The sequence below is a fragment of the uncultured Thermosynechococcus sp. genome, from assembly GCF_937958135.1.
GTDB lineage: Bacteria > Cyanobacteriota > Cyanobacteriia > Thermosynechococcales > Thermosynechococcaceae > Thermosynechococcus.
The window spans coordinates 18,530-31,510 of record NZ_CALGOG010000063.1; the positions used below are offsets into that span (position 1 = coordinate 18,530).

Genomic DNA, 12,981 nt, shown 5'->3' on the forward strand with positions numbered 1-12,981 from the left:
GGGCCAAAGGGTAATAGAAGAATAATATGCTATTCAACAAGGTGGTTGTGAGGATAGGGCTGCGTGTATCGTCTGCTGGCGCCTGCCAAAATTAATCTCTTTTTACAAATTGTCGGCAATTGTTTGGATGGCAGTGGCTACCATGAATTGGTAATGGTAATGCAGGCGGTCTCCCTCATGGATCGCGTTGAACTCATGCCGCGGCGCGATCGCCAGATTAAAGTTCGTTGCACCAACCCCGCCGTCCCCTGCGATCAGCGCAATTTGGCCTATAAAGCAGCAGCGCTCCTACAGCGTCATTTTCCCGCTTGCCAGGGCGTTGAAATTTTCATCGAAAAACGGATTCCCGTGGGGGCTGGTTTAGCTGGAGGGTCAACCAATGGCGCAGCTGTCCTCGTGGGCTTGGATCTGCTGTGGCAGTTGGGTCTGACGCAACAGGAATTACAGCACTTTGCCGAGGAATTGGGCGCCGACGTACCCTTCTGTCTGCAAGGGGGCACAGCCCTAGCCCTAGGACGGGGTGAACAGTTGACCCCCCTCCCTGACCTCCAGGGCTTGAGTGTGGTCTTGGGCAAGTATCGCTCCCTCAGTGTGGCTACCCCCTGGGCCTATCAAACCTATCGGCAGGAATTCGCTGCCACCTATGCCCAAACCCCCAGTGAGCAGGAAAAGGCACGCCAAGAGGGGGGATCCGCAACCCTGTTACAGGCGATTCAGCAGCATGACCTTCCGACATTGGCTGCCAGCCTCCGCAATGACTTGGAGAAAGTCGTCCTCCCCCGCTACCCTTTAGTGGCTCAACTGCGGGAGCAGTTTCTTCAAGCGGGGGCGATCGCCAGCATGATGTGCGGATCCGGGCCAACGGTGTTTGCCCTAGCGCCCTCTGCGGATGAAGGCTACACCATCATGCAGCGGGTACGGCGCGCCCTACCAGACCCCGACCTTGATCTATGGGTCTGTGAGTGCTGTCCCCACGGTATTCAGTTGGAAACACCCTAGGCAAACTCCTCCAGATAGTCTTGAATTTCCCGCCGCCGCTGAGGCTGCCGTAATTTTTGCAGGGCACGGTGCTCAATTTGGCGAATCCGTTCCCGACTCAGTCCCAGCAGTGCCGCAATTTCCGCCATCTCAAGGGCAGGTTGTTCCCCTAGACCATAGTGCAGTTCCATCACTTGGCGCTCACGGGGCGATAAATCACTGAGGAGTTGCCTCAAAGCGGTACGCAGGGACTCGCGCATGATGACTTCATCGGGGGTGGGTGCGGTGGATTCAATCAGCTCCTGCAATTCCGTTTCTTGATCGGCGCCAACCCGCTGTTCTAAGGCAACAGATTTGGGAACGGCAATCAGCACCTCTCGCACCTGTGACACCTCAAGATTCAGTTCTTGGGCAATATCCGCCAGACTTGGCATCGCGCCCCGTTGAGCAGCAAGGCGCCGTTGAGCACACTTAATTTTGTTGAGTTTTTCTACCATGTGGATTGGCAGACGGATCGTACGACTTTGACTGGCCACGGCACGGGTAATACTTTGGCGAATCCACCAGTAGGCATAGGTGCTAAAGCGAAACCCCTTTGTCGGATCGAATTTCTCAACGGCGCGTTCTAGACCCAAGGTGCCCTCTTGAATGAGATCGAGAAACTCAACGCCGCGATGTTGATATTTTTTAGCAATATTTACCACTAAACGCAGATTGGCTTGCAGCAGTTGGCTTTTTGCCCGCTGTCCTTGACGCTCAATGCGCTGCAGTTCAGCAAGAGGGACATTCGCCGCTTTTGCCCAAGCCTGACGGCCTGCTTGGAGGCACATTTGTAGCTCAGTCACACTCATATTCAGCAGAGACGCCCATTCAGCACGACTTAGGCGTCGCCCCAACTGCTGCCGGCGATCGCGCTCTACAACAGCGGCCACATAGCGTTTGATTTGAGGATCATCGGACTGATCGCGCACTGCGAGCAGGGCTTGGTACTGCTGAATCTGCTGGGCAAGGCTGAGTTCTTGGCTTGGCGTGAGCAAGGGAACACGGCCAATTTCCTGTAAATACTGCCGCACCAAATCCGTTGTCAATGGACGGTGGGACAAGCGTTGAATCGGGGTAGCCACCATAGGATAACTCAAACTCACAACAGCGAGCATCCAGCTCGATAGGGGTATTCTCTGTCCCGCGTCAGGGCGGCAGCAGTGATGGAGCGGTTGCCACAGTTGTGATATGGATCAACCTATTCTGCGCTTTCCGAGGAACCGGTCATGAGTTTTGTGGCTTGAGACGGCTGCTCCTTGAGAATTGTGGTATCAATTACGAAGGGCAATCGAGCGGCTCTCAGACCGCGCTTGATCAGGGCAAGGGTTTCTGGAAAAAGAACAAAGAGGGGAAACTGCCGATTGGCGCCCTCGCTAAAGACATCCCGATGCTGCAAGGGCATTTCCCAGCTATAACTGCGACTCAGGAGCACTTGGGACTGCCGCCAGCGGGTCAGAAGTTCGGTAAAGCTTTCCCCAGGACGGTGGATAAAGACGAGCAGTTCAATGTCGGTTGTAACCTTCCACGCTGGATCGCACATGACAAAGACTAGATCACAGGGCACTATCACCGACTTCACTTGGGGACGTGGGTTTGTTGTTGTGGCTGCAGGCACTTGAATGCGGGCGATGGGCAGCGGAATTGGAATTAAGCTTTCCTGGGGCCGCCGCATACTGGGAATCATTTCTAGGTACGGGCGATATTGCCGCAGCAGTTCTGTTGCATGGAGCGGATCTGTGTAGCGAACCAAGGTGTGTTCGTAGAGGTTGGGGGCGATCGCCATAGTAGGAATACAGCCTTTTTCTAAAATATGACCTAGCTAAAGTAGGTGACGTCCCTCCTTCTCAACAAGCCAACTACCCTCAACTCACTGCTTGCTGCGCCAGTTGCTCCAGTTGCGGCAAACTAAGAATTTGCAATTGTTGCTTGGCAGCATCGATTTTTAGCCAGTTTTTTGCCACCAGCTTATTCAGCAGTTGCTGAGCCTCCTCCACGCTCATGCTTGCCACATCCGCTAAATCTTTGACGGGTACATTGAAAATGACGGCTGTGTTGGCATTTGCCTCTCGCGGCTGACCATAGCGCCGTGCCAAATTCACCAAAACATGGGCCAGCCTTACAGCGGGGGGTTGGTGCAACAGCTCAATGCGGGCATTGGTCTGGCGTAGCCGTTGTGCCATTAATTGCAGCATCCGATAGTGCAAATCCGGCTCATGGCGCAGGACATGGACAAATTTTTGCGCGGGTACGGCCAAGACTTCCGCCGCACAGAGCGCCACCACATCCGTCGAGCGGGGTGATTGATCAAGAATAGCCATCTCACCAAAAAAATCTCCCGGCCCAAGGATTGCCAGGGTCATGAAATCCCCATTGGCGAGCAGTCGCCGTACCTTCACCCAGCCTGAGAGGATAAAGTAAACCGCATTACCCCACGCATCTTCAATTAAAATGGCACGCCCTGCAGGATAGGTGTTACGCCAAGCCACCGAGAGCATTGAGGCAAGCGCCTCTTGGGAACTAACCTCAAACAGGGGAAAGAGTTGACTAAAGTTTTCGGTCTCAATACTTGACATAACAACCTTTAGACACCAATGACATATTTGCGCCACTCTTGATGAGTGCCCGTGCGTACGTGCTTCGTGACTTCAAAGTACAAGCTGCTAATGGGGCGGCGGGGGGGTTGTCGGAGGGGCATATTTGCTTCTTCGGGAGTGCGATTCCCTTTTTTGACATTGCAGCGAACACAGGCGGTCACAATGTTTTCCCACGTGTCACCCCCTCCTCGCGATTTGGGAATAACGTGATCAAGGGTAAGATCATCGCCGGTATAGCCGCAGTACTGGCAGGAGTGGCCATCTCGATGTAGGATGTTGCGGCGAGTGAGGGGAATTTCTTTGTAGGGAGTGACAACGTAGTGGCGCAGACGAATAACTGTCGGCAAGGGGAAATTGTTATAAACCATCTTGCCGTTGTGTTCGACTTGCTCCGCCTTCCCCTTGATTAAAAGGACAACTGCCCGTTGCCAACTCGTAATATTGAGTGGTTCATAGGAGGCATTGAGTACTAGAACCTTCGCCATATCTGTTGACACGCGGCATTCTCTCAGATGGTAGCATATCCTTTGTTATTGGAGTAACAGCCAAGAGGATTTTTGTAGTGCCCTTCCCTAAGAGCGTGATAGTCTGAGAGAAGTCTTTTCCTCGTTACTTGTTACTTGCGTTTTCAATGACCACCGGGTCTCTAGCAGCACTGCTGCAACCGAATTTAATCCTTGAAACCACAATTGACCAGTTGCCCCCAAGTCTGTTGGAAAAATATCAGCTGCGGGGCATGGTGCTGGATGTAGATGATACGCTCCTCCCCACATGGGATGCGGAGGTACCCCCGAACATTCTGGCGTGGCTCCGGGAGATTAAGCGTCACATGCCCATCTGGCTGGTGAGCAATAATTTGAACCATCGCCGCATTGAGCGGATTGCTCGGCAGGTGGAGTTGCCCTTTTTGATAGGGGCAGGCAAGCCCTCGCGGCGGAAGATTCGTCAGGCCGTGCAAGCAATGAATTTGCCCTATGATCGGGTGGCCATGGTGGGCGATCGCCTGTTTACAGATATTTTGGTGGGCAATCGCTTGGGGATGTTTACCATACTGGTGCAGCCGGTTAGCGCACGGCGCTTTGATGGGAAGTCTTGGCTACGCAATTTGGAGTTCTGGTTAGCACGACAACTGGGAACGCCGCTGGCGATCGCGCCCCCCGCTGAGAATTAGCTTTTTCTCTGCAAATAATTCACCAGCGCCCGTAGCCCCAACAAATAGCTGTCAGCACCAAAGCCGGCAATTTGACCGATCGCCACAGGGGCAATGTAGGAGTAATGGCGAAAAGTTTCCCGTTGATGAATATTACTCAGGTGAACTTCGACCGTTGGCAAAGCAACCGCCGCAATCGCGTCTCGTAAAGCCACACTGGTATGGGTGTAGGCTGCAGGGTTAATTAAAATGCCGTGGGCACGTCCCACCGCTCCCTGAATGGCGTCCACCAAGACCCCTTCGTGGTTGGATTGGAGGCACTCAATGGTTACCCCCAACTCCTCTGCCAAAGCCTGCAGGGATTGGTTGATGCTGGCCAGTGTTACAGACCCATAAACTTGCGGCTCCCGTTGCCCCAGCAGATTCAGATTCGGGCCATGGAGCACCAAGATATGAAAAGCCAAACTTGCGCTAACCGTTCAAAGCTGCAAGGATAACAACATTCTGAATAAACTACTGGCGATCGTGCACCGGAATCGGAATCGGCTCCAGTTCAGGAGTAGGTTCGGCGCCGCCGAGCAGTTCCAAGAGTTTCTTTAGCCACGATTTGAGGGTGTCAAGCAGGCTCTTTAGATAATCCATTGATGTCCCTACTGTATCGCTATAGAACTTGTAGATGCCCCTCTTTTGAATAAGGACAAAAAAGGCATCATAACTTTAAGCTAGCACAATCTTTCTGAATCAGCACCCAATCAATTTAAGAGTTTTTAAGATTTCTGGAAGCCAAGACCGTGGCTAGCGGCGTAGCGATCCATAAAGCGAATAAAGCGATCCCACTCCTGGGGACTGCGCATGGTATAGGTGGCCTCAATGGCCACAGGTTGCCCGTTGATGAATTTGGCGTTTACATCACGGGTAACAATTTCTCCTTCCTCGTCAATCATATACATTCCCGTTACTTCAAGGTTCCCCTCTTGGACAATTTTAGGGTTATCAAAGTAAAAGATGGCCTGACCACTGCTGCCATCCCGTGCCCGCGTCAAGCGCACATCGGGAACGACTTCTTCGTTAATACCGCGAATGAATTGGATTTCTGCCATTGCCCTAACACTTCAAGCAATACTTTATAGAATACCTGTATCGGGGACAACTCAAACCAAGAAATCCCGCCGCAAACTGTAAATCACCCATTCGGGTTGCTCTAGATGGGGCAAGACCCCTGCTTTGGGGATCACTTGCAACTGTTGCAGGCGATCGCGGGCAGTGGCATAGAGTCGCTCCCCCAGAGAAAGGGGTGTGAGCTTCGCCTTTTCTCCCCAGAGGATCATAGTGGGGATCGTTAACTGGGGCAAATACCGGCTCAAATCAAAGGAGAGATTTCCCTTCAGGGTACTCAGCGCTGCCCATTCGGCATTGGGACGGCAGGCAGCCTCAAGGTAGGCTTCAACCGTTTCGGGGCGCAGCCGCTGTGGATCGGCAAAAATAAATTGGCTGAGGAAGTTGCGCACCGCCAAGGGGTTAGCGGCAGCAACCGTGTAAATCAAGCGATCAAGGATTGGAACACTCAGCAGGGCATTGGCCACAGCCTGCCCCTGATCTTCGCCAAAGTCATTAAACCCGCTGGGACAGACCAAGCACAGCCGCTGAAAAAGATGGGGCTGCTGAACCGCTAACCGCACGACAATCCCTGCTGTGAGGGAGGAAGCAACCACAGTGACGGGCGTGCCCAGCATGCGCAGCAGTTCGGCAATCATGAGCCAGTAGTCACTACTGGTGTAGTCGCGGGCCGGATGGTCCGACTCCCCCCAACCAATGAGATCCGGAGCAACGACGCGGTAACGCGCCGCAAAGGCAGGATACACCTGTGACCATTCATAGTGACTGGAGCCACCCCCCAAACTGTGGAGAAAGACGAGGGGCGGTCGAGATTGCACCCGACCCCAGTGGCGATCGCTGGGGGTGTAATAGACCATGCGACCCAGACTGGTGCGAAAACTTTGCTGCACAAACGTGGGCGGGCAAAAAGCCATACTATTTCAAGGGGCGAATTAAATAGCCACAGCGATGCTCGCCATCTACAATCCAATGGGTACGCTCAACGGCACAGTCCCCAAGGGCGATCGCAAACATCTCTAACTCATGATGACAGACGCTGGGAAAAGATTGGGCAACGGCGGAAATCGCACAATTATATTCCGTGAATAAATATGTATCTTGGGAATCCTTCACTGGGTAGAACTCCGCCATATAGCCCTCCTGCCGCCGCAGCGCCACCAGTCGAGCCAAGCGTTCTGCTAGGGTGCCCGTTCCCATTTGCTCGCGGTAGGCCATTGCCTTGCGCTGCCAAGCTGCCTGTAACACATCTTGCATCTGCTCAGGGCCAAGGGTTGCGGCTACGGATTCCAAGAGTTCAACCGCAAAGCCCTTTGTCTGACCGGATTGTTGGCGCAGTTGCAGTTGCCGCAGTTCCTCCCGTCCCGCTTCGCTAATCATGTAACGGTATTGGGGACGCCCCACCGTGCCCGACAGGACTTCATAGGTGACCAGTTGCTCCGCCTCCAAATCCTTAAGATGCCGCCGCACCGCTTGCGGACTAATGGCCAGTTGTGCTGCCAACTCTTGGGCACTGAGGTGACCGTCCCGAAGCAGGCAGTGTAAGATGTCCTGTTTAGTATCGGATGTGAGGGTCACACAACGCCCCCTTGACTAAAACAACGATTTTGTTGCTAAATTAATTCTAGAGATAAGGCAACCATTCTGTTGCTTAATATACTCTACCTACTTGCCCTTTTGCCCATTCCTTTACCCAAGAGAACACTCGATGTCGGCAACACTCCAATCCCTCGTCAATCAGCCTTACAAGTACGGCTTTGTTACCCAAATTGAGACAGAGACCATTCCGCGGGGTCTTAATGAAGACATCATTCGCCTCATCTCTGCCAAAAAGAACGAGCCAGAGTTCATGCTGGAGTTTCGCCTGCGTGCCTATCGCCAATGGCTGAAGATGAGCGAACCCACGTGGCCACGCGTAAGCTATCCCCCCATTGACTATCAAGACATCGTCTATTACTCGGCTCCCAAACAGAAGGAAAAACTGAAAAGCTTGGATGAAGTGGATCCCGTTCTGCTGGAAACCTTTGAAAAACTGGGGATTCCCCTCTCGGAGCAAAAGCGGCTAACCAACGTGGCCGTAGATGCCATTTTCGATAGCGTGTCGGTGGCCACCACATTCCGTGAAGAGTTGGCCAAACAGGGGATCATTTTCTGCTCCATTTCCGAAGCGATTCACGAATACCCTGAGTTGGTGCAGAAATACTTGGGCAGTGTTGTTCCCATTGGGGATAACTTCTATGCGGCTTTGAACTCCGCCGTCTTTTCCGATGGCTCTTTTGTCTATATTCCCAAGAACACCCGCTGTCCGATGGAGCTATCCACCTATTTCCGCATTAACAATGGTGAGTCGGGGCAGTTTGAGCGCACGCTGATTATTGCCGATGAAGGCAGCTATGTTAGCTACCTTGAGGGGTGTACCGCTCCTATGTTCGACACCAATCAACTCCATGCAGCAGTGGTGGAACTCGTTGCCCTTGACAATGCGGAAATTAAATACTCCACCGTGCAAAACTGGTATGCCGGGGATGAAAACGGCAAAGGGGGCATCTATAACTTTGTGACCAAACGGGGACTCTGCCTTGGCCGCAACTCCAAGATTTCTTGGACACAGGTGGAAACGGGTTCAGCCATTACTTGGAAGTACCCCAGTTGTGTCTTGGTGGGGGATAATTCTGTGGGTGAATTCTACTCCGTTGCCCTCACGAATAATTACCAGCAGGCGGATACGGGTACCAAGATGATCCACATTGGTAAGAATACCCGCAGCCGCATTATTTCCAAGGGAATTTCGGCGGGGCACTCCCAAAATAGCTACCGCGGGTTGGTGAAAATTGGGCCAAAGGCCACGGGAGCGCGTAACTACTCCCAATGCGATTCGATGCTTATTGGTGATACGGCAGCCGCCAATACGTTCCCCTATATTCAGGTGCAAAATCCCACCGCACAGGTGGAGCATGAGGCCTCAACGTCAAAAATTGGTGAGGATCAACTCTTCTACTTTGCCCAGCGGGGAATTTCTGCCGAAGATGCGGTCTCAATGATGATTAGTGGCTTCTGTCGCGATGTCTTTAACCAGTTGCCGATGGAATTTGCGGTCGAGGCCGATCGCCTCCTGAGTTTGAAGCTAGAGGGCAGTGTTGGCTAGAGGTTTTAGGAGCTTCCCGGAAACAGACGCCACACCTTGATGGTGCTGTCTTCACTGGCGGAGATCAGTTGATCTTGGCCAAAGACCACACCGTACACAGCGCCAGAGTGTCCCTTGAGGTTGCGCAAGAGCTGACCAGAGCGAGACCAGAGTTTGACGGTTTGATCGCCGTGACCACTGGCTATGGCACTGCCATCGGGACTCACAGCCACACTAAAAACTTGTCCGCCTTCACTGCCAAACTGATGCTGAAGTTCGCCCGTGGTTAAATTCCAGACTTTGATGCCGTCCTTGTCACTGCCGCTGACCAGTTGACTGCTGTCGGGTGTGAAGGCAAGGCTATTGACATCGCTGGTGTGTCCTTCGAGGGTACGCAGGAGGCGGCGGGAGGGGAGATCCCAAATGCGGATTAGCTTATCCACGCCCCCGGTGGCCAGAAAACGCCCATCTTGACTGATGGCAACACTGAGCATGATGCCTTCATTGCCTTTGAGGGTGGTGATTTCCTGCCGGCCAGGGACATCCCACAGTTTAACGGTGTGATCATAGCTGGCACTGGCCAGGGTGCGGCCATCGGGGCTGAGGGCTAAACCATTGACAAAATCTTGATGACCCCTGAGGGTAGCTTGGAGCTGGCGATCGCCCACCCCCCATAGTTTGATGGTTTTATCTTTGCTGCCGCTAATCACCGTTTGACCATCCGGCGTGATCACAAGGGCATAGATCCAGTCGGTGTGACCCTTGACTTGTCCTAGGGGAGTTCCCGTGGCCAAGTTCCAAAAGTGCAACATGCGATCGTCCCCACCACTGACGAGTAAATTGCCATCGGGACTGAGGGCGATCGCGTTCACTTCATCCTGATGGCCGCGCAGCGTCGTAGCGAGGGCAATTTTTTGCCATTTGGAGGAAGTCATCTCTGAAGTTGCGTTCCCGTTTTGCTCAGGGGAACGGGATGTCCAGTATTGGCTGAGTTGCCAATAGGCCAGTCCTGCGACCAAGCCGCTGATCACAAGCGTGCTCAAAAGAAGTCGAAGATCAGAACTGCCCTTGTTACTCATCTGTTCCGTTCCTCCATCGCTTGCAAAAGGGCTGTGCCCTAGATTAACAATAAAGGCTGTGGCGTGTTTTTGCTTATGGCTTGTGTTGGGCAACGCTATGGGATGGCGATAGATGAATACAACACCCCTTCATGACTATGAGCGCACGGTTCATTTTGCTGACACGGATGCGGCGGGGGTAGTTTACTTTGCCAATCTACTGCGGTTTTGCCATGAGGCCTATGAGGATGCCCTTGCCCAGTTAGGGGTGGATCTGCGGCAATTTTTCAGCAGCAAGGGTCTAATTGTTCCAATTACAGAGGCACAGGTGCGGTTTTTGAAACCCCTCTACTGTGGCGATCGCCTACGGGTGACTATTGATCCCCAAAGACTGGATAGCAGCCGTTTTCAACTGACCTATACGCTCTACGATGCAGAGGGCAGTCGCGTCGCCATTGCCCACACCCAGCACATTTGTTTGCAATTACCAGAACGCCAGCGGGTGGCCATTCCTAAACCCTTAAGCCGCTGGTTAAAGTCTGCTCCAGAGGAGGCCAGCGATCGCGAGGATTAAGGGGATAATAAAAGGAATGTAGTCTCATCGCTCACTGCCAGCATGACCCAAACTTTTCGTGTTGAGATCCTGCACCAAGGACAAACCTACACGTTTGAAGCCAGTGCCGATAAGCCCATCCTGCGATCGGCCACCGCTGCGGGAATTGATCTCCCCAGTTCCTGTAATGCCGGGGTGTGTACCACCTGTGCCGCCCAGATTTTGCAGGGCACTGTTGACCACGGGGATGCGATGGGCTTAAGTCCCGAACTGCGGGAAAAAGGGTATGTGCTCCTCTGTGTGGCCCGTCCCTGCTCGGATCTGAAACTGATCTCTGAAAAAGAAGAAGAGGTCTATAATTTCCAATTTGGTCAATTTCAGAAAGCTTAGGCCTATGGCGGAGTCTCCCCTGCCCGATGAGCCTCTCAGTCGCACGCAGGTCTTAGTGGCCATGGCGCTAACAGCCGTCCTGTGGCTGATTTTGGCGCGGGTGTGGCTATTTACCCCCTTTTCGGGGGGACTCCTACCGCTGCGCTGGGATGGCTGGGCGGTGGTTGTTGGCATTGGCCTGTGTCTAGGGATTACAGGCATGGGGGCGATTTTGTATCGGCTCTGGCCCGCCTATCGCCATGCTTCGGATACCTACCTGAAACTAGTGCTTTCACCGCTACTGTGGCCGGATTTGTTTTGGATTGGCATTTTGCCCGGCCTCAGTGAAGAACTGCTCTTTCGGGGGGTGCTTCTGCCAAGTTTAGGTTTGAATTGGGCAGGAATTATCGGCAGTTCTGTGTGCTTTGGCATTTTGCACGCTGGATCGCGGCAGCAGTGGCCCTATGCCCTGTGGGCAACCATTGTTGGCGGATTGTTTGCCTATAGCGTCGTGGCAACGCATAATTTACTGTTGGCAATTGTCGCCCATACCTGTACCAATTGGCTGGCGGCAACGCTCTGGAAAGTTGCGTTTTGGCACTCCTCGCCCCATCAATCCTAGCGCTGGTGCCCTAGGACGCGAAAGACCTCCTGCTGCTCAAAGAGTTCGACCAGATCGGGGTTGATCTTAAATTCCTTGGCTTCTTGCCGCAAAATCTTGAGGGCGGCAGCCACCGGCAGGCTTTTTTTGTAGGGGCGATCTTTTGCAGTGAGGGCATCGTAAATGTCGGCGATCGCCAGCATCTGGGTTTGCAGGGGAATTTCTGCTGCCCCAATGCCGCGGGGGTAACCACTGCCATCTAGACGTTCATGGTGGCCATAGGCAATTATGGGCACATTCTTTAAGTGGGCAGTCCAGGGAATGCGGGAGAGAAAGTGGTAGGTGTAGGTAACGTGAGCTTCAATGAGCCGCCGCTCTTCCCGGCTGAGATTGCCGCGGCGCACCAAGAGTTGTTCCAGTTCTGCCGCCGTAATCAGGGGATGCATTTGCCCATCCACACCGCGGTAGTAAAACTGGGTCAATTCCTGCAGACGAGCCAGGGGTTCTTGGTCAAGGATTTGGGGTTCATTGGCCTGCTCTAACAACTGCCAGTAGTGCTCTAGGGTGAGTAGTTGTTGCTGTAGCTGTTCATCGAGATGACGCAAAAAAGCACAGTGGGAACAGGCCTGTTCGGCAGCGTGCGGGCTGTGGGGATGGGAGAGCAAATAGTTTACTTTGGCTTGCGCCGTTTCCATTTCTAGGGTGCGCCGCACCAGGGCAAAGCGCTGGCGAATGACCTCCAGTTGCTCCGGGAAGAGTTTTTTCTGCTTGTTCAGGATGGTCTCCGGTACGCCGACCTTGCCAAAATCATGGAGCAGAGCCGCATAGCGAATCTCTTGTAGTTGGCGATCGCTAAAGGAGACTTCGCGAAAGATGCCCCGCGACGTTGCATGGGTGATCTCCGCTAGGCGCACAGTGAGCGCCGCTACCCTTTCTGAATGTCCTGCCGTGGTTGGATCCCGCACCTCAATCGCCTGCACCGAGGCAGTGACAAACCCTTCAAAGAGCTGTTCAATACTCTCAAGAAGCTGATTGCGCTCAATAATCACCGCCGCCTGACCGGCCAGCGATCGCACAATGTGTTCTTCCCAAGCAGTGTAGGGCTGGGTCAGACTGACCGCCGTTTCTGGCGTCAGCAGGGTTTCTGGCGATCGCTTGCGGTTAATCAGTTGCAGAACACCAATCACCTCACCACTGACATTTTGCATCGGCACCACCAGCACGGAGCAAGTTCGATAGCGCAGGGCTTCATCAAAGGAGCGATTGAATTGGTACACCTCGCTGCCCTCGAGAGCATAGACATCGGCAATATTCAGGGATTTCCCTGTCAGGGCGGCATAGCCCACTAAGCTCGTTGGCGTTAGGGGAATTGTAGTCTCCTGCACCTGCTCCGGTAGGG

At 53.4% G+C, this 12,981-nt stretch carries 17 protein-coding genes; 6 read left to right on the plus strand and 11 right to left on the minus strand.

All coding sequences use genetic code 11. The annotated features are described in order from the left end of the window. Positions 1-63: 63 nt before the first annotated feature. A complete protein-coding gene (gene ispE, locus Q0711_RS07765) occupies positions 64-999 on the plus strand; it encodes a 4-(cytidine 5'-diphospho)-2-C-methyl-D-erythritol kinase (RefSeq protein WP_298616423.1) in 936 nt (311 codons plus the stop codon). On the opposite strand, the gene Q0711_RS07770 is transcribed toward ispE, so the two are convergent. The 4 genes from Q0711_RS07770 to Q0711_RS07785 form a co-directional block, all read right to left on the minus strand. Continuing rightward, positions 996-2,105 (minus strand): RNA polymerase sigma factor, RpoD/SigA family, encoded by a 1,110-nt coding sequence (locus Q0711_RS07770; RefSeq protein ID WP_298616425.1) that lies wholly within the window; start codon positions 2,103-2,105, stop codon positions 996-998. The genes ispE and Q0711_RS07770 overlap by 4 nt on opposite strands. Before the next feature lie 113 nt (positions 2,106-2,218). Continuing rightward, positions 2,219-2,803 (minus strand): hypothetical protein, encoded by a 585-nt coding sequence (locus tag Q0711_RS07775; protein WP_298616427.1) that lies wholly within the window; start codon positions 2,801-2,803, stop codon positions 2,219-2,221. A gap of 79 nt (positions 2,804-2,882) precedes the next feature. Continuing rightward, the gene (locus Q0711_RS07780) at positions 2,883-3,593 is read right to left on the minus strand and encodes a Crp/Fnr family transcriptional regulator (RefSeq protein WP_298616430.1); all 711 of its coding nucleotides are present in this window, start codon (positions 3,591-3,593) and stop codon (positions 2,883-2,885) included. Positions 3,594-3,601: 8 nt separating this feature from the next. Next, positions 3,602-4,099, minus strand: a complete 498-nt coding sequence (locus Q0711_RS07785) for an HNH endonuclease (protein WP_298616432.1) — start codon at positions 4,097-4,099, stop codon at positions 3,602-3,604. Between the two features lie 146 nt (positions 4,100-4,245). Here Q0711_RS07785 and Q0711_RS07790 point away from each other — a divergent pair, with 146 nt between their 5' ends. Then, positions 4,246-4,785 carry a YqeG family HAD IIIA-type phosphatase gene (locus Q0711_RS07790; RefSeq protein ID WP_298616434.1) on the plus strand — a complete coding sequence of 180 codons (540 nt, stop codon included), beginning with the start codon at positions 4,246-4,248 and terminating at the stop codon, positions 4,783-4,785. Here Q0711_RS07790 and aroQ read toward each other — a convergent pair. From aroQ to sufR, 5 genes are all read right to left on the minus strand, one after another. Further along, positions 4,782-5,228: a type II 3-dehydroquinate dehydratase gene (aroQ, locus tag Q0711_RS07795; RefSeq protein ID WP_298616437.1), complete on the minus strand. Its 447-nt coding sequence runs from the start codon at positions 5,226-5,228 to the stop codon at positions 4,782-4,784. The genes Q0711_RS07790 and aroQ overlap by 4 nt on opposite strands. 49 nt (positions 5,229-5,277) lie before the next feature. Then, positions 5,278-5,406 (minus strand): hypothetical protein, encoded by a 129-nt coding sequence (locus Q0711_RS07800; protein WP_298616440.1) that lies wholly within the window; start codon positions 5,404-5,406, stop codon positions 5,278-5,280. A 125-nt stretch (positions 5,407-5,531) separates the two neighbouring features. Beyond that, positions 5,532-5,864, minus strand: a complete 333-nt coding sequence (psb28, locus tag Q0711_RS07805) for a photosystem II reaction center protein Psb28 (RefSeq protein WP_298616442.1) — start codon at positions 5,862-5,864, stop codon at positions 5,532-5,534. A 51-nt stretch (positions 5,865-5,915) separates the two neighbouring features. After that, a complete protein-coding gene (locus tag Q0711_RS07810; RefSeq protein WP_298616444.1) occupies positions 5,916-6,794 on the minus strand; it encodes an alpha/beta hydrolase in 879 nt (292 codons plus the stop codon). 1 nt (position 6,795) lies between these two features. After that, positions 6,796-7,455: an iron-sulfur cluster biosynthesis transcriptional regulator SufR gene (sufR, locus tag Q0711_RS07815; protein WP_298616447.1), complete on the minus strand. Its 660-nt coding sequence runs from the start codon at positions 7,453-7,455 to the stop codon at positions 6,796-6,798. 130 nt (positions 7,456-7,585) lie between these two features. On the opposite strand from sufR, the gene sufB reads away from it, so the two are divergent. Then, positions 7,586-9,022 carry a Fe-S cluster assembly protein SufB gene (gene sufB / locus Q0711_RS07820; RefSeq protein WP_298616450.1) on the plus strand — a complete coding sequence of 479 codons (1,437 nt, stop codon included), beginning with the start codon at positions 7,586-7,588 and terminating at the stop codon, positions 9,020-9,022. 5 nt (positions 9,023-9,027) lie between these two features. Here sufB and Q0711_RS07825 read toward each other — a convergent pair whose 3' ends face one another. Next, complete coding sequence (locus Q0711_RS07825; protein WP_298617421.1) at positions 9,028-9,936, minus strand: WD40 repeat domain-containing protein; 909 nt, start codon at positions 9,934-9,936, stop codon at positions 9,028-9,030. A gap of 256 nt (positions 9,937-10,192) precedes the next feature. Here Q0711_RS07825 and Q0711_RS07830 point away from each other — a divergent pair, with 256 nt between their 5' ends. The 3 genes from Q0711_RS07830 to Q0711_RS07840 are packed head-to-tail and all read left to right on the plus strand — an operon-like array spanning position 10,193 to position 11,603. After that, a complete protein-coding gene (locus Q0711_RS07830) occupies positions 10,193-10,633 on the plus strand; it encodes a thioesterase family protein (protein WP_299042211.1) in 441 nt (146 codons plus the stop codon). A gap of 42 nt (positions 10,634-10,675) precedes the next feature. Then, the gene (locus Q0711_RS07835; RefSeq protein WP_298616459.1) at positions 10,676-11,002 is read left to right on the plus strand and encodes a 2Fe-2S iron-sulfur cluster-binding protein; all 327 of its coding nucleotides are present in this window, start codon (positions 10,676-10,678) and stop codon (positions 11,000-11,002) included. A gap of 4 nt (positions 11,003-11,006) precedes the next feature. After that, positions 11,007-11,603, plus strand: a complete 597-nt coding sequence (locus Q0711_RS07840) for a CPBP family intramembrane glutamic endopeptidase (RefSeq protein ID WP_298617419.1) — start codon at positions 11,007-11,009, stop codon at positions 11,601-11,603. Here Q0711_RS07840 and Q0711_RS07845 read toward each other — a convergent pair. After that, a partial coding sequence (locus Q0711_RS07845; RefSeq protein WP_299042214.1) for an HD family phosphohydrolase occupies positions 11,600-12,981 on the minus strand: 1,382 nt, incomplete at its 5' end. The two genes, Q0711_RS07840 and Q0711_RS07845, sit on opposite strands and share 4 nt — an antisense overlap.

Coding starts and splice junctions, on each gene's coding strand:
- Q0711_RS07770 (WP_298616425.1), bottom strand. CDS start 2,105: ATGGTGGCTACCCCGATTCAACGCTTGTCCCACCGTCCATTGACAACG.
- Q0711_RS07775 (WP_298616427.1), bottom strand. CDS start 2,803: ATGGCGATCGCCCCCAACCTCTACGAACACACCTTGGTTCGCTACACA.
- Q0711_RS07780 (WP_298616430.1), bottom strand. CDS start 3,593: ATGTCAAGTATTGAGACCGAAAACTTTAGTCAACTCTTTCCCCTGTTT.
- Q0711_RS07785 (WP_298616432.1), bottom strand. CDS start 4,099: ATGGCGAAGGTTCTAGTACTCAATGCCTCCTATGAACCACTCAATATT.
- Q0711_RS07790 (WP_298616434.1), top strand. CDS start 4,246: ATGACCACCGGGTCTCTAGCAGCACTGCTGCAACCGAATTTAATCCTT.
- Q0711_RS07800 (WP_298616440.1), bottom strand. CDS start 5,406: ATGGATTATCTAAAGAGCCTGCTTGACACCCTCAAATCGTGGCTAAAG.
- psb28 (WP_298616442.1), bottom strand. CDS start 5,864: ATGGCAGAAATCCAATTCATTCGCGGTATTAACGAAGAAGTCGTTCCC.
- Q0711_RS07810 (WP_298616444.1), bottom strand. CDS start 6,794: ATGGCTTTTTGCCCGCCCACGTTTGTGCAGCAAAGTTTTCGCACCAGT.
- sufB (WP_298616450.1), top strand. CDS start 7,586: ATGTCGGCAACACTCCAATCCCTCGTCAATCAGCCTTACAAGTACGGC.
- Q0711_RS07825 (WP_298617421.1), bottom strand. CDS start 9,936: ATGACTTCCTCCAAATGGCAAAAAATTGCCCTCGCTACGACGCTGCGC.
- Q0711_RS07830 (WP_299042211.1), top strand. CDS start 10,193: ATGAATACAACACCCCTTCATGACTATGAGCGCACGGTTCATTTTGCT.
- Q0711_RS07835 (WP_298616459.1), top strand. CDS start 10,676: ATGACCCAAACTTTTCGTGTTGAGATCCTGCACCAAGGACAAACCTAC.
- Q0711_RS07840 (WP_298617419.1), top strand. CDS start 11,007: ATGGCGGAGTCTCCCCTGCCCGATGAGCCTCTCAGTCGCACGCAGGTC.